This is a genomic window from Pseudolactococcus raffinolactis NBRC 100932 (genome assembly GCF_001591765.1).
GTDB lineage: Bacteria > Bacillota > Bacilli > Lactobacillales > Streptococcaceae > Pseudolactococcus > Pseudolactococcus raffinolactis.
The window spans coordinates 1-16,776 of record NZ_BCVN01000036.1; the positions used below are offsets into that span (position 1 = coordinate 1).

The following is a 16,776-nucleotide window of genomic DNA, read 5'->3' on the forward strand; positions in this document are numbered from 1 at the left end:
CCAATTTTGAGAAGTGACGAGCCCTACTATGAGGGCTTTTTTGTTTGAAAAACGGAATGTTTTGTAAATTTTTCAGGAAAATTAATTAAAAAGATTGACAGATAGATTAATTTTTGGTGGAATAATTAGGTTATTGAAAATTTAAAAAACAATAGCTTTAAATAAAAAAAGGGTGGAATTAATTAAATTGAAAAAGAAAACTAAAAAACTGTATTATGCTTTGGTTGTAACGGCATTCTTAATTGTTGGGGGAGCTGGTCTTGCACCGGTATTGGCCAATAGTGATATCCATTGGGGTGGAGAAAGTAACACGCAATCTATCTCTGAATCAATAGATAAATTGTCTCAAAATATTAGAGATAAGAAGAGAAGTATCACAGATTTAAATGGTAATTTAGATCAAGCGAAGAATGATTTAAGCAAAGCGCAAAGCATCCTCGGTATGCTACAAGGTAATGTACAAGACTTGACAAATCAAGTTGAAGCTTTGAAGACAGCTCTTGCTAATAAACAAAATGAATTAAACAACAAACAAACTGAATTGAACAACAAAGTCAATGAATTGACAAAACAAAAACAAGATGAAATAAATCAAAAAATTATCGAAATTAACCAAAAAATCGCTGAAGGTAACCAAAAAGTTGCTGAGAAACAAAAAGAAGTTGATGCGAAACAAAGAGAGTTTGATGCGAAACAAAATGAGTTAAGTGCAGCTAATCAACAACTCAATAAAATTCAAGCTGACTACAATGATCAAACGACTAAGTTAAGTGATGCTAATAAAACAATTGCTGACTATGATGCTAGACTTAGAAAAGCACAAGATGAAGTGAGTGACTTGAAAGCAAAAGCTGACAAAGCTGTTGCCGATGCTAACCAATAATTTAAAAATAAAGAGATGCCTAATGGTGTCTTTTTTTACTTGTATTAAAATTTTGGCTAATAAATGCAAAAAATGTACGAGAACAATCTCGTACATTTTTACTTTTGATCATTTTAAATTAGCTCACTTTAGCGGCAAGTGTTTCAGCAAAGGCTTCAAGTCTGACGATATCATCTTCTTCAGCAGCCAGGTCAACTTTGACACTGTCAGCGCCTTTTTCAGCTGATGTTTTTGCAAAGGCAGCTTCAAAATCATCAACTGATTTACAAAACTCATCGTAGAATGTATCGCCAGAACCAATAACACCAAAGATTTTACCTGACAGGTCTAAATCTTGCAAGTCATCGTAGAAATCAACGATTTCGTCAGGTAACTCACCATCGCCGTAGGTGTAAGAAGCGACGATTGCGATGTCAGCATCTACAAAATCAGATGCGTCAACAGTCGTACACTCGTCAATATCAACGTCGAGACCAAGTGCCTCAAGTTTTTCCGCAACGATGTCAGCAATCTCTTCGGTGTTGCCTGTCATGCTAGCATATACAATCTTAGCCAAAGCCATAATAATCTCCAATTTACATTTTATATTAAGGAAATTATACCAAAATACGCTAAAAAATCAAGTTTTGTGTCTTTTTTAGTCTATTTAATTGTTTAGAAAAATAAAATAGACACTAAACCAATCTTTTATACCTTAGAAATGTATTTACTAGCGAATAAATTCCCTAAAGGTGCTAGAAATTTGATAAAATAGAAGTAGACTAAAAAATGAGAAGGATATTTTAATAAATGATTACACTTAAATCCCCGCGCGAAATTGCTATGATGCAGGACGCTTCAGACGTTTTAGCGAGTATCCATATCGGCCTTCGCGATATCATCAAACCAGGCGTTGACATGTGGGAAATCGAAAGCTACGTACGTCGCATCTGTAAAGAAAAAAATGCCATCCCTTTACAAATTGGTGTCGATGAAGGCAACGTCGATCCTTACCCTTATGCTACTTGCTGCTGCCTCAACGACGAAGTAGCGCATAGCTTCCCACGTAAAGGTCACATCCTTAAATCTGGTGACTTGATTAAAGTCGACATGGTCATTGGGACAGGTGGCGGTATTGACATGAGCAAAGCTAATTTTGATGATGGTATGGCGATGAAGGCTCTGGCAGATAATTTCACCGGTGGTGTTGCGGATTCATGTTGGGCTTATGCAGTTGGGGAAGTCTCTGACGAGGTCAAACAGCTTATGGCTGTCACTAAAGAAAGTCTTTATCGTGGGATTGAAGCTGCTCAAGTTGGCAATCGCATTGGTGATATTGGTCATGCCATTCAATCATACGCAGAAAGTTTTGGCTATGGAGTTGTTCGTGATCTCGTAGGTCACGGTGTTGGCCCGACCATGCACGAAGATCCACTTGTGCCACATTACGGTACGCCAGGCAAAGGACTTCGCCTGCGTGAAGGCATGGTCTTGACGATTGAACCAATGATTAATACTGGTGATTGGGAAATTGACCATCCAAGTAATGAACGGGGTTATACAACGTTTGACGGTAGCCTTTCTTGTCAATACGAGCATCAATTTGTTGTAACCAAAAATGGTCCAGTGATTTTGACTAGCCAAGGTGAAGAAGGTACGTATTAAGCAAGCTTAAAGATTAGGGAAGGGGTGGCATGAAAAATTTAATTGAAAAAATTCTAGCATCCAGGCGTCTCAATGATTTTATGTTCTTTTATAAATCAGCTGAGATGAATTTGTCGAGCATTGCAGTCGCCTATTATCTACTATTATCCCTCTTTCCGGTCTTGATGATTGTCGGGAATATCTTACCCTTTCTTCATCTGGATACCGCAGTTATTCTTGATTTTTTACAGGATAATCTACCACATCAGCTCTATGAAACGGTGGCTAACATCGTTGAGAGTATTTTATCCAAACCGAGTACAGGTTTGCTGTCGGTATCGGTTTTGACTGGATTTTGGACTTTTTCCAAGGCCATGACAAGTTTACAAATGGCCATGAACAAAGCTTATGAAGTCAGTCATCATCGTGATTTTCTTGTCAGCCAATTTTTCTCGATCATTGCCAGTTTTGCGATTATTCTATTTCTGTTTGCCGCTGTGGTTTTATCGACATTTGGTCAGACCGTGCTTGCCAAGATTTACAAGTACATCAAGTTTGACCCACGGTTATATGCCACCTTGCACAACATGACCATACCAGCAGTTGCGATTACCGTCTTCTGTGCCTTAGCCTTGCTCTACTTTATCATGCCAAATGTTAAAATTCGCAAGATCAAATACGTCATGCCTGGTACCATTTTTTCCACCTTCGTATTGGTCTTCTTGACCAATGTCTTAGGGAAATATATCGGAAGAACAACAGATATGATGGCAGACTTGAAAATTGTCGGAAGTTTGGTCGTCTTCGCTTTGATGATCTGGTTTATTTTTATCGCCAAAGTTCTGATCTTCGGTGCCATATTAAATGCGGTTTACCTGAAGCGCCATGGCGACATTGAGACAAGGCGGGGTGAAATCGTCGCCATTATCAAAAATGTCAATATTAAAAAATCTGAAGAAAAAACCAGATCAAATTAATCTGGCTGAAAGACAAGGTTATCAAGCCTTGTTTTTTTATATTGAAAGAAGTAGTCTAGCATCTATCCTAAATTAAGACAATCAAATCATATCAATCAAAAAATCACTAGTTTGAATTGTTGCACCAAGTGCTTTGAGTTTTTCGATACTTTGATCATGTAATTTTTGGGTGCGTGCAGTTGCAGCATCTTCCATCACAATCACCTTGTAACCAGCAGATAGCAAGTCTTTAGCAGTCTTAAAAACACCGTTATTAGTAACAACGCCAGTAAGGATGGTGGTCTCAATGTTTTGTTGTTCAAGAAAGTCGCGTAACTCAGGAATGGTATAGGCGCTTGGTTGATACTTGGTGTAAGTTGTCACCTTGCTGTGACTTAGCAAATCTTTCGAAACGGCAAGCTGGGTCGATTTTTGACGGAGCTTACGAGGTAAGAATTTTTGGGTCACACTAACTAATACGCTAGGAATCCCTGCGTTTGTCATCATTGTGATCAATTTTTCGTTTGTTTCAAGAACTTGATCTGGCGCATAAGTTTTTGCTTTTTTGAGTAGTTTTAAGAGAAAAGGTTGCAGATCAATGACTAGTAATAAGGTAGTTTGTTTGTTTAGTTTCATCATTATTTTTTAGTAAAGATTAGGAATTTAGAGAAGATGTAGTTTAAAACAATAGTCAAAACTTGTAGGAAGAGGGTGAGTAGGAAGACACTTTGGTCAAGTGTGAGATGAAAGGCATTTATAAGAATACTTGGATGTGTATCAATAAAGTACCAGTTGGCGACAACAGATAGAAGCATGACAAAGATACGGCTAGTCACAAACTTGATAAATTCTTGCAAGAGTGAGTTCGTTGTTTTCTCAAAAACCCAGAACTTATTCGTCACAAAAGCAAATATAATGGAGACGGTTTGCGCGATGACCTCAGATACCACACCGTTTTGTAGGGCTGAAAAGCTCAGCATTTTAAAGACAAAAAAGACGAGAGTTGTAGCGACACCAGCCACGAGATATTTAAATATCTGGTTGTTGATGAGCTTATTAAGTGTTGTTTTCATACAAAAAAGTATATCATTTTTGGAGTAAATTTGCTATACTTGTACTTGCTTGAAAACAAGCCCTCTGTACTTACTCACTTTGACAGAACATGTTTTTCTGCGACGAGTAATCGCAGGAGCATATTACAATCGCTGATGCGATAAAGGAGACTTTCATGAAAAACTTTAAAGTGATTGACATGGTGCAAATCGCCATTGTCATCGCCCTCTACGTCATTATTACGGTCGTTTTAGGACCGTTGGGTTCTGGCGCCATTCAGTTTAGGCTATCGGAGCTATTTAACTTCCTTGCCTTCTACAATAAAAAATACATCTGGGCCGTCACTATTGGCTGTATGATTTCAAATTACATGGTTTTTGGGATTGTTGATGTCATCGTCGGTGGCCTATCAACCCTCGTTTTCGTCAGCTTAGGCGTTTATCTTTTCAAAAAATATATGACCAAAGATGTGCTCAAAGGTCTCACCAACAAAGCATTTATTTACTTTGCCATCTTCTTTTCTCTCTCGATGGTTACGATTGCTGCCGAACTTGCGATCATGTTCCAAGTGCCCTTTTTCCTCACATGGCTGACCAGTAGCTTGGGAGAGCTACTCTCTCTTTTGATCGGCGCAGTGATTATTTCTCAAGTCTCGAAACGCATGGATTTGACAAAATAGGCGTATAATAAAATCATGACAATATATAATTTTAAAGTAACCAATAATAAAGGAGAGCTCGTCTCTCTATCTGACTATGAAGGTCAGGCCCTTTTAATCGTCAATACGGCGACTGGCTGTGGTTTCACGCCACAATACAAAGGCTTGCAGGACCTCTACGATACCTACAGAGCGCAAGGTTTCACGGTTTTAGATTTCCCATCTAACCAGTTTGGCGGACAGGCTCCAGGCAGTTCAGAAGAAATCGCTGAATTTTGTGAGCTGCGCTACCACACGACTTTCCCACAATTTGCGAAAATTGATGTCAATGGTGAAAACGCTGATCCGCTCTATACTTATTTAAAAGGTGAGCAAGGTGGTGCGCTGTCATCTGATATCAAGTGGAACTTCACGAAATTCCTAGTAGATAAAACAGGACATGTCGTCAAACGTTATGGTTCAGCTAAGAAACCTGAAAATATCGCAAAAGATATCGAAGCAATACTTTAAACGCTCATTTGGGCGTTTTTATGTTATAATAAATATATAGAAAACGCTTACAATAAAATAAAGCTTTTGAGCGGCCACAGACCGCGAATGACCCCGTTTGACCGAAGCAATAGCGTAGGTCAAGTTTCAAGATTTCAAGGAATGAAATCGCAGAAAGGAGCAAGAGTATGAACAAAGAACAAATGGTCTATAAACTCAAGCAACTCGGACATAATCAAGCTAAAATTGCTGAAATTTTTATCGGTAATCAAGAATTTCACCGTGCTGAAATTGCCCAAACCAAACACATTATGTATGAAAATTTTGCGGAATTATTGGAACATTGGTTGGAGGATGAAAAAGAGCATATGGGTGCCTAAATAAAATAAGAAAAAACGATGTCAGTTATTGAAATTGGCATCGTTTTTCATCTGTCAGTTTATTGAGGCCGTTCTAACTCAAACAAATCCCCTAATTCGGCATAGGTATTTCCTGCAAGCCTTGCAATTGGTTGAAACGCATCAGGTTTAACGTAAAATTTCTCAGCGTCAAATACGGCACCAGAGAAAGCAAAATTGGTAATTTCAAGCAACATAAGGTTACTAACAACATAACCATTAGACTCAATAGGAATATGTTTAAATAGTTTCGCTTCAAATCTGATTGGTGCATCAATAATTGACGGGACACTTACCGTGCGTGATGGTTCAGTCGGAATACCGAAAGTATCCGTCTCACTCATCTGACGAGGTAGACTCGCTGCGGTCATGTTCATAGCTTCAACATTATCCGGTGAAACAAAATGAATCACCGCCTCTTTTGTTGCCAGCAAATTATTGACCGAATCTTTTTGGCCCAACATGGAAATACTGACCAATGGTGGCTGGCTACTCACGACGTTGAAAAAACTAAAAGGTGCAGCATTGACGATACCATCGGGTGACTGTGTGGTCACCCAAGCGATAGGGCGTGGAATCACACTCCCCGAAAGTAATTTATATGCTAGATAAGGATTGAGCCGATTAAGCTCATCAGTGGTGAAATTTTTCATAAAATTTTCCTTTGCTAACGAAAACGACGACATCAGTCGCCATTCTCAAGTTGTTTATTTATCGTTATGAATGGCTTGCGGATTGTGTGCCAAGATCCGTGAAATCGTCCAGATGTCATTATCATCGCGTTTGTCATGAGCATCTGACGTATCAAGTGGGCGAAGGCGGGCAACAGTAGCTGCTTTAACGGCTTCATCACCAGGGAAAAGATGGGGTGGCAAGCTGAGATCAAGACCAGCTTCTGCTTTTGTTTCATCAATCCAGAAACCGCTTGTCATCAGGGCTTCTTCATAAGAGTCAACTTTACCTGCACCAGATTTAGCCATATCAAGTGCGCCAATCCCCGGTGTGTCTGTTGCTAATTCAAATAATACTTGTGGTGCCACGCGGAAGTATTCGCTTGAGAAGTAGAAGCGATCAACCAAACCAGAATCAGGGAAGCGGAAAGATTTAATCCGTTCAATCCAGTAGTTGAGGCTTTCAGGATCTTTAACACGAAGGGCTAAGTGGTGAATGTTACCGAAACCTTGCCAAGCAACGCCTTCATCAGGTGCATCTTCGATGATTAAAGTGGCGCCATTACCACCTTCAGCGAGTTCATATTGGTGGAAAGCACCTTCATCACCCGTTTTACGGAAGCCCAAGACTTTGTCCAGAACCAGATCCATGTGTTCATAGTTAGCAACTTTAACAAAGACTGGACCAAGGCCTATGATAGCATGTTCATCAGGCACATTTGACAATTGCCAAGGTTGACCTGCAGGCACGCCGACATTTGTTTGATCAGAAATAAGTTGATATTGTTGACCGTCGAAGTCTTCAAATTCAACAAATTTTTTGCCGAATCGTTGGTCAATATCACCATGAGTTACTTCAGCTTGGTCGAAACGTGCTAACCAGTAAGTCAAGGAAGCATCTGATGGGACACGGAAAGAGGCTCGGTCGATATTGTTTGTGCCTTTTGTTCCTTTAGGGATACCAGGGAAGTCAAAGAAAGTCATATCTGTGCCAGCGTTACCATCTTCATCAGTGAAGTAGAGATGGTAAGTTTCGTAATCGTCTTGATTGACGGTTAATTTAGCGAGACGTAAACCTAAGATGTTTGTAAAGAAATCATAAATATGTTGGGCACTAGAACTAATGGCAGTGACATGGTGAATCCCACCGAGTGGGTAACGTTGGTCAATTTCAAGTGTTGAGTCTTTCATGTTTCAAGCTCCTTTTTCTTATAAATCAGTTAAAAGATAGGTTTGTTTACGTTTGTAAACTCTAATCATAAATTCATGATAAACGATTTTTAAAAATAGTGCAAGGATTTTGACTTGAATTAAGCACTCGAAAAAAATTTGCGTTTTTGTGGAGTGCTTGAGAATTGAAATTTCTCGGGAATTTGTTAGAATAGACCTATATGATAAAAGAACAATTTTACGTGTTTATATTCGGGACCATTATCTATGCTTGGTTTTTTGCGGACGCTCTATTGACAGGCCGTCTCTTCTTGATGGGTTTTTGGAGCTTTTTGTTATTCCGAAAATTAAGATTTGCTTATCGCGCAGACCGATGGATTCGTTTGAATAGTAAGTAAGAAAAAGGACGACAGTTTTGTTATGTCTTGAAAAAAGCTCTGACACTATTAACCGGTATCAGAGCCATTTTTTTAGGGAGATTTCACCAGAAGATAGGACCTTGACTAGGCCATCAGAATTGACAATCAGCTCGCCTGTTTCTGTTAAGTCAGTCGCGGTACCGATAATGGTGCGGCCGCTTTCTTCAAATTCGACAGTTTTACCCAGAATGAAAGAATGGGATTTGTAAATCTCGAAAAAGTCTTGACTTGTGCTTAACCGGTTAAATTGTGACCAGATTTCAGCTATCAAACTTTCACGTGTGATGGTCGGTGTTTCGTTTGTAAAGAGAGAACCTGCTTTTTCTCTTAACGCAATTGGAAAATTAGAAATATTGAAATTCAGACCGACGCCGATAATGATTGAGTTGCTTGATAGTAAATGCTCAACTAGGATACCACAGATTTTTTTATTGTCCAGATAGATATCATTAACCCACTTGACCAGTGGTTTTTTTGACGTCAAATTTTCTATGGCTGAGAGAACCGCTGCAGCTGTTAGTATTGTATAGTCTTTGACGTCATCCGATATTTTAAGGACGAGCGACATATAGATGCCGTCACCATTGGAGGCAAAATATTGTCGACCAAAGCGGCCACGGGTCTGGGTTTGCATTTCGGCGATGAACAATTTTTTGTCGACTAAATCATCTTTTGCATCAAGTTGTGTTGAGGTTGTTTCAGCTACAACGGAGACATCCGTTAGCCAAGGATTTTGGGCTAGAATCGTTTCTCTTTTAATCATGCTTAAATTATATCACGGAATTAACCAGAAATGATGGCGAAAAACAGTTGGTCGTGGTAGAATAGGAGTGTTACTTTCCGAAGGTGGTTTATAAGGCTACCTCTAAAAATTCAGTTTCACACCTTTTGGCTAAAATACTCGATTACTAGGTTGGTGCTCTGCGCCATGTACAGACACGCCTTGTACTCAAATGTTTTTATCTCAAAAGGTGTAAAAGCAATTGATAGAGGTACCCTTAAATTTCCAAAAACCGTTTCCTGTAACCGAAAAACTAGAAAAGTAGGGGAAAAATTATGTCAGAAAAAAATCTATTCACAAGTGAGAGCGTGTCAGAAGGACATCCAGATAAAATTGCCGATCAAATTTCGGATGCGATTCTTGATGCCATTCTCACGCAGGATCCAGATGCCCATGTTGCCGCTGAGACAGTGGTTTACACAGGGTCTGTCCATGTGTTTGGTGAAATTTCAACAACAGCCTATGTCAATATTGACGAGATTGTCAGAAATACGATCAAAGAAATTGGCTATACCGATGCTAACTTTGGCTTTGACTACAAAACAGTTGGCGTTCATCCGTCTATCGTGGAACAGTCGCCAGACATTGCCCAAGGGGTTAATGAATCGAAAGAAGTTCGGGATACTGAACAAAAAGATGAGTTGGATTTGATTGGTGCTGGAGACCAAGGCTTGATGTTTGGTTTTGCAAGCAAAGAAACGCCTGAATATATGCCACTTGCGATTTCTTTGTCACATCAGTTAGTTAAAAAATTAGCTGATTTACGTAAATCAGGCGAGATTGCTTATTTGCGTCCTGATGCGAAAAGTCAAGTGACAGTTGAATACGATGAAAATGATATTGCAAAACGCATTGATACTATTGTCATCTCAACTCAGCATGCACCTGAAGCGACTAATGATCAGATCCATGCGGATGTCATCGAAAAAGTCATTGAAGCAGTGATTCCTGCTGATTTGTTAGATGATGAAACCAAATATTTTATCAATCCAACAGGTCGATTCGTTATCGGTGGTCCTCAAGGGGATTCAGGTTTGACAGGTCGTAAAATTATCGTGGATACATATGGTGGATATGCCCATCATGGTGGCGGGGCCTTTTCTGGTAAAGATGCGACAAAAGTTGACCGTTCTGCCTCTTATGCGGCTCGCTATATTGCTAAAAATATCGTGGCCGCTGGTCTTGCTGAAAAAGCTGAAATTCAGCTCAGCTATGCCATTGGTGTTGCCCATCCGATTTCGATTCATGTGGATACATTTGGTACGGGTAAAATTTCATCAGATCGTTTAATCACTGCCATTCGTGAAAACTTTGATCTTCGTCCTGCTGGTATTATTAAGATGTTAGATCTTAAGCGCCCAATTTACCGTCAGACAGCTGCTTATGGTCATTTCGGTCGAGCGGATGTAGATTTGCCATGGGAAAAATTAGATAAAGTTGATATTTTGCGTTCGCTTTTGTGAAATATCTTATAATATGATATAATGAATTCGTATGTGTTAAGTTATTGCTTAAGACTACGAATTTTTTTAGGCATCCCTAAAACTGCTATGGTAACGAAGATGTTTAAAAATTTATAGCAAGTCATGCCTGTCAAGGATTTGAAGGACACTTCAGATTGGCAAGATGACAGATAAATTGAATTTTAAACGTTCTTTTGAGATAGAAGTTTTGACGATGATCTGATATTAGAAAAATGAGGGAAACAATGATTGGAGCACTTATTGCTGGCATCATCATTGCCTTGTTGATTGGATTAGGAATTGGCTTTGTTTTCCGTAATGCTCAGTTAAAAAGCGCTCAGGCAGATAGCCAGAGTTTGATTGAACATGCTGAAAATAAGGCGAATGAACTCACAAGACAGGCTAAGGCAGAGGCTGAAAACCTGAAAAAAGAAGCAGAAAATCTGAGAAAAGAAAAGATTTTGGAGCTGAAAGAAGAAGGTCAAAAACGTCGTGAGTCGATAGAAAATGAATTTGCAGAAACTCGGATTGAGTTAAAAGAAACTGAGAAACGTTTGAAACAACGTGAAGAAATTCTTGATCGTAAGGATGACACGTTGACACGTAAAGAACAATCTCTAGATTCAAAAGAAGAAAATCTATCAAACAAAACTAACACGCTCAGCAAGCGCGAAGAAGCATTGTCGCAAATTGAAGCAGAAAAGGCTGCAGAACTTGCAAGAATTGCAAGCCTGAGCCATGATGAAGCAAAAGAAATTGTGCTGACTCAGACTAAAGAATCATTGTCAAAAGAAATGGCACAATTGATTCGCACGAGCGAAGACAAAGCGATGGCCGAAGCAGATAAAAAAGCTAAAAATATTATCACATTAGCGATGCAGCGGGTATCAGGAGATTTCGTCAGTGAGCAGACGGTAAGTGTTGTGACACTGCCTGATGATAGCATGAAGGGACGGATTATCGGTCGTGAAGGTCGTAACATCCGGACTTTTGAAGCTTTGACGGGGATCGACGTGATTATCGACGATACACCAGAAGCGGTTATCTTGTCAGGTTTTGATCCCATCCGTCGCGAAATTGCGCGCTTAACCTTGGAACAACTGGTCCAAGACGGCCGCATTCATCCAGCCCGTATTGAAGAATTAGTCGAGAAAAATCGTAAAGATTTGGATCGCAAAATTCGTGAGTACGGTGAGCAAGCTGCCTTTGAAGTTGGGGCGCACACGCTGCATCCTGACCTCATGAAAATCATGGGTCGCTTACATTTTAGAACCTCTTATGGTCAAAATGTGCTCAACCACTCGATTGAAGTTGCTAATCTTGCCGGTAATCTTGCTGGTGAGATGGGTGAAAATGTAACACTGGCTAAACGTGCCGGTTTCTTACATGATATCGGGAAAGCGCTAGACCATGAAATTGAAGGTAGCCACGTTGAAATCGGAACTGAGTTAGCCAAGAAATATAAGGAAAATCCAGTCGTAATCAACGCAATCGCCAGTCACCACGGTGATACTGAGCCGACGAATAACATCTCGGTCTTGGTAGCGGCAGCAGATGCTTTATCTGCAGCCCGTCCGGGTGCCCGTCGTGAATCGATTGAAAACTACATCAAACGTCTGCAAAACTTGGAAGAAATTTCAAATGGCTTTGATGGTGTCGACACATCATTTGCGCTACAGGCTGGTCGTGAGATTCGTGTCATGGTTAACCCTGCGAAATTGTCTGATGACAAGATGACAGTTTTGGCACATGACATCAAAGAAAAAATTGAAAATGATATGGACTACCCAGGAAATATCAAGGTAACGGTTATCCGTGAAACACGCGCGATTGACTACGCCAAATAAGAAAGTGTGTCACCTTATGAGGTGGCGCTTTTTTATTTGTTTAGCAATCAAGTAGCCACCAACTAAAAAAATCACGTTTCACACAGTTTCGATGTTGCAAGCACCTTTTCAAACTTAAGAAATTATGGTAAAATGTAAAAATAACTGAATGGACTCACGCAAAAGATTTTGAGACTTTTGCGTGTTCCTATGAAAGAAAGAGTGCAAACATGCCAGAACGTGGACTACTGATCGTTTTTTCTGGGCCTTCTGGGGTCGGGAAAGGAACTGTACGGGCGGCGATTTTTGAATCGAGCCAGCATCAATTTGAATATTCTGTGTCAATGACGACACGGAAGCAGCGGCCAGGCGAAGTGGATGGCAAGGATTATTTTTTCAGCACGCGTGAAGCGTTTGAAGAAAGAATCAAGGCAGGTCAAATGCTTGAGTATGCTGAGTATGTCGGCAATTACTATGGTACACCTCTAGAGTATGTCAACAAAACTTTGGACGAAGGTAAGGATGTTTTCCTTGAAATTGAAGTTCAAGGTGCCTTGCAAGTCAAGGAAAAAGTGCCAGATGGCGTTTTCATCTTCTTAACACCGCCGGATTTGGATGAGCTACGTGACCGTCTCAGCGGTCGTGGTACGGACAGTCTTGAAGTGATCAATGAGCGGATGGCAAAAGCGCGTGAGGAAATCAAACTCATGAGTGAATATGATTATGCCGTTGTTAATGATGAAGTCCCACTCGCTGTTGAGCGCGTGAAAAAAATCGTAGAAGCGGAGCACTTCCGAGTGGACCGTGTGATTGGTCGTTATCAAGCCATGTTAGATGCTGCAACGCAAAAAATTAAATAAGTCACTATCTGATGTCGCTCGTCTATTTGTCGATATTGAGACAGTAGACTTGAGAAACTAGAATTAGAATGATAAAGAGGTTATCAAAATATGATGTTAAAACCGTCAATCGATGTCTTGTTAGACAAAGTCGATTCAAAATACTCACTCGTTGTTTTGGAAGCCAAACGTGCCCACGAATTACGTGATGGTGAAGCTGCAACCCAATCATTTTCATCGGTAAAACCGACCTTGCAAGCCTTGGAAGAATTAGCAGAAGGGAATGTCAGCATCCATCCAGCGCCTGAAGCAAAACGTATGGCTCTGAAAGAGAAACGAGAGTTGGAACGCTTGCGTAAAATTGATGAAGAACGTAAGATCAAAGAACAAATTGCGAAAGAACAAGCTGAAGAAGAAGCGAAACAACGCAAAGATAAAGGCGTTACTGAAGCACCTGTTGCAGTGGCAGTCGAAACACCTGAAGCGCCTGTTGCGGTTGAAGCAGACGCTGCTGAGTAAAACAAAAACTGCTTTGGCAGTTTTTTGTTTTACTTCATTTGGGTATGTGGCTGTTATCATTAATTGGTGTTTAAAGCCAGGTGCCATAAAGGAGTTGCTATGTCTCAAAAAATCGCACAAGTCATTGTCGATGTGCCTACAATGCAAACGGATAAACCATTTTCTTATCGCATACCAGAAGAACTCGCTGATTTGATTCAAATCGGCATGCGTGTTCATGTCCCATTTGGGCGTGGGAATCGTCTGATGCAAGGTTTTATTGTTGGGTTTGCCGATGAAAAAGAAAGCGGTGGTCAGGAACTTAAATCAATTGCTGAAGTCTTGGATTTTGACCCCGTGCTAAATAGAGAACAATTGACTTTAGCGGATGCCATGCGAGAAACGGTCTTTTCCTATAAAATTTCGATCCTTAAGGCCATGTTACCTAACTTGTTGAACTCGTCTTACGATAAAATTTTAACGACAGAAGATAAAGCCATAGCAAAGCAGTATTTCGGTGCTGAGCAAGCCTTGCATTTCTCTTCCTTGGACGAAAGCAAACAGGCCCTCATGATGAAACTCCATCGTGACGGCAAAATTGCAGTTCAGTACGTTGCCCAGTCTAAGGAGAGTATCAAGACTAAGAAACGTCTCGCCTTAGCTGATGAAAATAAGTTAAAAACACTAGCGATTGCAGTTAGAGCTAAGAAACGTCTGGCCTTGCAAGACTTTTTGCAGACGCAAAATCAGATTGGTGAAAGGGCTTGGGACTACACGGATCTGGTAAAACTGTACTCGCGTGATGTGGTCAAATTCTTTGTGTCAGAAGGTATTTTAACGCTATCGGAGGTTGAAATATCACGCACCCAAGGCTATTTTGATACCATTGCGCCAGATGAGCATAAGGTGTTAAATCCAGAGCAAGAGGCCGCTTATCAGGCGATCATTAGTAGCCAAGAAAAGCCCTTTCTTTTGGAAGGCGTGACGGGCTCTGGTAAAACAGAAGTTTATCTACAAGTTATTGCTCACGCTATTTCACAGGGTAAGACCGCCATTATGTTGGTGCCTGAAATTTCTCTGACGCCTCTCATGACTAATCGGTTTATTGCGCGTTTTGGTGAGCATGTTGCCATTATGCACTCTGGTTTATCGGATGGTGAAAAGTACGATGAATGGCGTAAGATTATGTCAGGGAAAGCCAAGGTTGTTGTTGGGGCACGGTCTGCGATTTTTGCACCCTTGCACAATATTGGTGCCATTATTATCGACGAGGAGCATGAAACCAGTTATAAACAAGATAGTAATCCACGTTATCATGCACGTGATGTTGCCATCTGGCGTGCAAAGTATCATGGGGCAGCGCTCGTTTTGGGATCTGCGACACCGAGTCTAGAGACCCGCGCGCGTGCCCAGCAAAATGTCTATCAACTCCTACATTTGACACAACGTGCGAGTGCTCAGGCTGAAATTCCAGAAGTTAAAATTCTTGATATGCGCAAGCACCTGAATGACAAATCAGCCTCGTTTTCAGAAGTCTTGCTTGACAAGATTTCTGAAAAAATCGCCAAAGGAGAGCAAGTCGTCCTCATGCTTAATCGTCGTGGCTATTCCTCTTTTATCATGTGTCGAGATTGTGGTTTCGTCCCCGAATGTTCCAACTGTGATATTTCACTCACCTTACACATGGATACGAAGACGCTGAATTGTCACTACTGTGGGCATACAACGGGCATCCCGCATACTTGTCCCAATTGCCAAAGCAAAAAAATTAGATACTATGGCAGTGGCACTCAAAAAGTTGAGGAAGAGTTATCAGAACTCATACCAGAAGCTAGAATTTTGCGGATGGATGTCGATACCACTAAGAAAAAAGGCGCCCACGAGCGGATTTTGTCAAGCTTTGGTGCCGGTGAGGCTGACATTCTTTTAGGCACGCAGATGATTGCCAAAGGCCTTGATTTTCCAAATGTCACCTTGGTTGGCGTCATCAATGCTGATACGGCTCTGAATCTCCCTGACTTTCGCTCCTCAGAACGCACCTTCCAGCTCCTAACGCAGGTGGCAGGTCGAGCAGGTCGTGCAGATAAAAAAGGTGAAGTGTTGATCCAAACCTTTAATCCTGATCATTACGCCATCCGTTTAGCGCAAGCGCATGATTATGAAGGTTTTTATCAGCTAGAGATGGACTTTAGACGAAAGTTGAACTATCCACCTTATTTTTATACCGTGCAGCTTGTCATCTCCCACCAAGATGAAGAAAAAGTCGTTAAAAAATCCTATGAAATCATGGCATTACTTAAGGCAAATTTGTCAGAAAAGGCACGTGTCTTGGGACCTATTCCAAAACCAATCGCTCGGACGCATAACCTTTATCATTATCAATTATTGATCAAATACCGTTTTGAAAAGAATTTAGAACAGGCGCTCAACCAAGTTTTAGACTTAACGCAAGTCCCTGATAATAAAAAATTACGCATCATCATTGACAATGAACCGCAGAATTTCATGTGATATCAATTTAAAAACACCTCTAGCAGTGAAAAATTCAATTGCTAGAGGTGTTTTAGTTAATCAGGGATGATTTGCCAATCTAGGAAGTCTAGTTTTTCTAGATAGCCCTCTTTTTGATTAATCTCGTCTACAATTTTCAAAACTAAGGGCGAAGCATTAGTCGCATTGAGTGTTTTTAGATCAACAAAAGCAATGCCATCTGAGTCATTCAGACCATCACTAACTTGCCTCGGCAGTTTTGATGGGGTATTGAAATCCAGTTCAACGTCATAAACGGCAAAAATATGATGGACTGTTCTTATCTCGTGAACGGGTTTAACGAAAGCATCATAAATTCTATTATGATGATAGGCGGTGACAGCGAAACCGGTCTCTTCCTTGATTTCTCGAACAAGCGTTTCGGTTAGACCTTCGCCATTTTCTTGACTACCGCCAGGTAAATCATATCGATTTTGATAAGGTCCAGCGTTTTTGTGGATACATAAGAGCTTACCGGCTTTGAAATAAACCCCGTAAACGCCAAAATGTTTGCTGTAAA

The 16,776-nt window shown here is 40.5% G+C and carries 19 protein-coding genes; 12 read left to right on the forward strand and 7 right to left on the reverse strand.

From position 1 onward, the window contains the following. Positions 1-187 precede the first annotated feature (187 nt). On the forward strand, positions 188-883 hold the full coding sequence (locus LRA01S_RS08805) for a coiled-coil domain-containing protein (protein ID WP_096824094.1): 696 nt from the start codon (positions 188-190) through the stop codon (positions 881-883). Positions 884-1,001: 118 nt separating this feature from the next. Here LRA01S_RS08805 and LRA01S_RS08810 read toward each other — a convergent pair whose 3' ends face one another. Continuing rightward, a complete protein-coding gene (locus tag LRA01S_RS08810; protein ID WP_061775261.1) occupies positions 1,002-1,445 on the reverse strand; it encodes a flavodoxin in 444 nt (147 codons plus the stop codon). A gap of 227 nt (positions 1,446-1,672) precedes the next feature. On the opposite strand from LRA01S_RS08810, the gene LRA01S_RS08815 reads away from it, so the two are divergent. Then, positions 1,673-2,527: a methionyl aminopeptidase gene (locus LRA01S_RS08815; RefSeq protein ID WP_061775262.1), complete on the forward strand. Its 855-nt coding sequence runs from the start codon at positions 1,673-1,675 to the stop codon at positions 2,525-2,527. A gap of 29 nt (positions 2,528-2,556) precedes the next feature. Next, positions 2,557-3,483, forward strand: coding sequence for a YihY/virulence factor BrkB family protein (locus tag LRA01S_RS08820; protein WP_061775263.1), 927 nt, complete (start codon positions 2,557-2,559; stop codon positions 3,481-3,483). Between the two features lie 81 nt (positions 3,484-3,564). Here LRA01S_RS08820 and LRA01S_RS08825 read toward each other — a convergent pair whose 3' ends face one another. Continuing rightward, entirely contained in the window at positions 3,565-4,101 is a 537-nt protein-coding gene (locus LRA01S_RS08825; protein ID WP_082785436.1) for a cysteine hydrolase family protein, read from the reverse strand. Continuing rightward, on the reverse strand, positions 4,101-4,535 hold the full coding sequence (locus tag LRA01S_RS08830; RefSeq protein WP_061775265.1) for a GtrA family protein: 435 nt from the start codon (positions 4,533-4,535) through the stop codon (positions 4,101-4,103). Before LRA01S_RS08830 ends, LRA01S_RS08825 begins: the two co-directional genes overlap by 1 nt. A gap of 155 nt (positions 4,536-4,690) precedes the next feature. On the opposite strand from LRA01S_RS08830, the gene LRA01S_RS08835 reads away from it, so the two are divergent. From LRA01S_RS08835 to LRA01S_RS08845, 3 genes are all read left to right on the forward strand, one after another. After that, complete coding sequence (locus tag LRA01S_RS08835) at positions 4,691-5,194, forward strand: QueT transporter family protein (RefSeq protein ID WP_061775266.1); 504 nt, start codon at positions 4,691-4,693, stop codon at positions 5,192-5,194. Positions 5,195-5,209: 15 nt separating this feature from the next. Next, on the forward strand, positions 5,210-5,683 hold the full coding sequence (locus LRA01S_RS08840; RefSeq protein WP_061775267.1) for a glutathione peroxidase: 474 nt from the start codon (positions 5,210-5,212) through the stop codon (positions 5,681-5,683). 167 nt (positions 5,684-5,850) lie between these two features. Beyond that, positions 5,851-6,042, forward strand: a complete 192-nt coding sequence (locus LRA01S_RS08845; RefSeq protein ID WP_003137349.1) for a hypothetical protein — start codon at positions 5,851-5,853, stop codon at positions 6,040-6,042. Between the two features lie 59 nt (positions 6,043-6,101). Here the strand turns inward: LRA01S_RS08845 and LRA01S_RS08850 are convergent, their stop codons facing one another. Next, positions 6,102-6,713: a flavin reductase family protein gene (locus LRA01S_RS08850; RefSeq protein WP_061775268.1), complete on the reverse strand. Its 612-nt coding sequence runs from the start codon at positions 6,711-6,713 to the stop codon at positions 6,102-6,104. Positions 6,714-6,767: 54 nt separating this feature from the next. Further along, positions 6,768-7,922, reverse strand: a complete 1,155-nt coding sequence (locus tag LRA01S_RS08855) for a ring-cleaving dioxygenase (protein ID WP_061775269.1) — start codon at positions 7,920-7,922, stop codon at positions 6,768-6,770. A 200-nt stretch (positions 7,923-8,122) separates the two neighbouring features. Between LRA01S_RS08855 and LRA01S_RS11425 the strand changes: the two genes are divergently transcribed. Beyond that, positions 8,123-8,299 (forward strand): DUF3272 family protein, encoded by a 177-nt coding sequence (locus LRA01S_RS11425; protein WP_082785437.1) that lies wholly within the window; start codon positions 8,123-8,125, stop codon positions 8,297-8,299. A 58-nt stretch (positions 8,300-8,357) separates the two neighbouring features. Here the strand turns inward: LRA01S_RS11425 and LRA01S_RS08860 are convergent, their stop codons facing one another. Beyond that, positions 8,358-9,083: a biotin--[acetyl-CoA-carboxylase] ligase gene (locus tag LRA01S_RS08860; RefSeq protein ID WP_061775270.1), complete on the reverse strand. Its 726-nt coding sequence runs from the start codon at positions 9,081-9,083 to the stop codon at positions 8,358-8,360. A gap of 293 nt (positions 9,084-9,376) precedes the next feature. On the opposite strand from LRA01S_RS08860, the gene metK reads away from it, so the two are divergent. The 5 genes from metK to LRA01S_RS08885 all read left to right on the forward strand — a co-directional run bounded on the left by metK (position 9,377) and on the right by LRA01S_RS08885 (position 16,238). Beyond that, positions 9,377-10,564 carry a methionine adenosyltransferase gene (metK, locus tag LRA01S_RS08865; RefSeq protein WP_061775271.1) on the forward strand — a complete coding sequence of 396 codons (1,188 nt, stop codon included), beginning with the start codon at positions 9,377-9,379 and terminating at the stop codon, positions 10,562-10,564. A 245-nt stretch (positions 10,565-10,809) separates the two neighbouring features. After that, on the forward strand, positions 10,810-12,411 hold the full coding sequence (gene rny, locus LRA01S_RS08870; RefSeq protein ID WP_061775272.1) for a ribonuclease Y: 1,602 nt from the start codon (positions 10,810-10,812) through the stop codon (positions 12,409-12,411). A 209-nt stretch (positions 12,412-12,620) separates the two neighbouring features. Continuing rightward, positions 12,621-13,250: a guanylate kinase gene (gene gmk, locus LRA01S_RS08875; RefSeq protein ID WP_061775273.1), complete on the forward strand. Its 630-nt coding sequence runs from the start codon at positions 12,621-12,623 to the stop codon at positions 13,248-13,250. Between the two features lie 90 nt (positions 13,251-13,340). Beyond that, positions 13,341-13,748 (forward strand): DNA-directed RNA polymerase subunit omega, encoded by a 408-nt coding sequence (gene rpoZ, locus LRA01S_RS08880; RefSeq protein ID WP_061775274.1) that lies wholly within the window; start codon positions 13,341-13,343, stop codon positions 13,746-13,748. A 99-nt stretch (positions 13,749-13,847) separates the two neighbouring features. Beyond that, a complete protein-coding gene (locus tag LRA01S_RS08885) occupies positions 13,848-16,238 on the forward strand; it encodes a primosomal protein N' (RefSeq protein ID WP_061775275.1) in 2,391 nt (796 codons plus the stop codon). A gap of 56 nt (positions 16,239-16,294) precedes the next feature. Here LRA01S_RS08885 and LRA01S_RS08890 read toward each other — a convergent pair. Beyond that, the coding region (locus tag LRA01S_RS08890) for an NUDIX hydrolase (RefSeq protein ID WP_061775276.1) at positions 16,295-16,776 on the reverse strand (482 nt) is incomplete at its 5' end.

What these genes read in the sequence shown, in the direction of transcription:
- rny (WP_061775272.1), top strand. Translation starts at nt 10,810, where the DNA reads ATGATTGGAGCACTTATTGCTGGCATCATCATTGCCTTGTTGATTGGA.
- LRA01S_RS08855 (WP_061775269.1), bottom strand. Translation starts at nt 7,922, where the DNA reads ATGAAAGACTCAACACTTGAAATTGACCAACGTTACCCACTCGGTGGG.
- metK (WP_061775271.1), top strand. Translation starts at nt 9,377, where the DNA reads ATGTCAGAAAAAAATCTATTCACAAGTGAGAGCGTGTCAGAAGGACAT.
- LRA01S_RS08845 (WP_003137349.1), top strand. Translation starts at nt 5,851, where the DNA reads ATGAACAAAGAACAAATGGTCTATAAACTCAAGCAACTCGGACATAAT.
- LRA01S_RS08815 (WP_061775262.1), top strand. Translation starts at nt 1,673, where the DNA reads ATGATTACACTTAAATCCCCGCGCGAAATTGCTATGATGCAGGACGCT.
- gmk (WP_061775273.1), top strand. Translation starts at nt 12,621, where the DNA reads ATGCCAGAACGTGGACTACTGATCGTTTTTTCTGGGCCTTCTGGGGTC.
- rpoZ (WP_061775274.1), top strand. Translation starts at nt 13,341, where the DNA reads ATGATGTTAAAACCGTCAATCGATGTCTTGTTAGACAAAGTCGATTCA.
- LRA01S_RS08820 (WP_061775263.1), top strand. Translation starts at nt 2,557, where the DNA reads ATGAAAAATTTAATTGAAAAAATTCTAGCATCCAGGCGTCTCAATGAT.
- LRA01S_RS08885 (WP_061775275.1), top strand. Translation starts at nt 13,848, where the DNA reads ATGTCTCAAAAAATCGCACAAGTCATTGTCGATGTGCCTACAATGCAA.
- LRA01S_RS11425 (WP_082785437.1), top strand. Translation starts at nt 8,123, where the DNA reads ATGATAAAAGAACAATTTTACGTGTTTATATTCGGGACCATTATCTAT.
- LRA01S_RS08850 (WP_061775268.1), bottom strand. Translation starts at nt 6,713, where the DNA reads ATGAAAAATTTCACCACTGATGAGCTTAATCGGCTCAATCCTTATCTA.
- LRA01S_RS08810 (WP_061775261.1), bottom strand. Translation starts at nt 1,445, where the DNA reads ATGGCTTTGGCTAAGATTGTATATGCTAGCATGACAGGCAACACCGAA.
- LRA01S_RS08840 (WP_061775267.1), top strand. Translation starts at nt 5,210, where the DNA reads ATGACAATATATAATTTTAAAGTAACCAATAATAAAGGAGAGCTCGTC.
- LRA01S_RS08825 (WP_082785436.1), bottom strand. Translation starts at nt 4,101, where the DNA reads ATGATGAAACTAAACAAACAAACTACCTTATTACTAGTCATTGATCTG.
- LRA01S_RS08830 (WP_061775265.1), bottom strand. Translation starts at nt 4,535, where the DNA reads ATGAAAACAACACTTAATAAGCTCATCAACAACCAGATATTTAAATAT.
- LRA01S_RS08835 (WP_061775266.1), top strand. Translation starts at nt 4,691, where the DNA reads ATGAAAAACTTTAAAGTGATTGACATGGTGCAAATCGCCATTGTCATC.
- LRA01S_RS08860 (WP_061775270.1), bottom strand. Translation starts at nt 9,083, where the DNA reads ATGATTAAAAGAGAAACGATTCTAGCCCAAAATCCTTGGCTAACGGAT.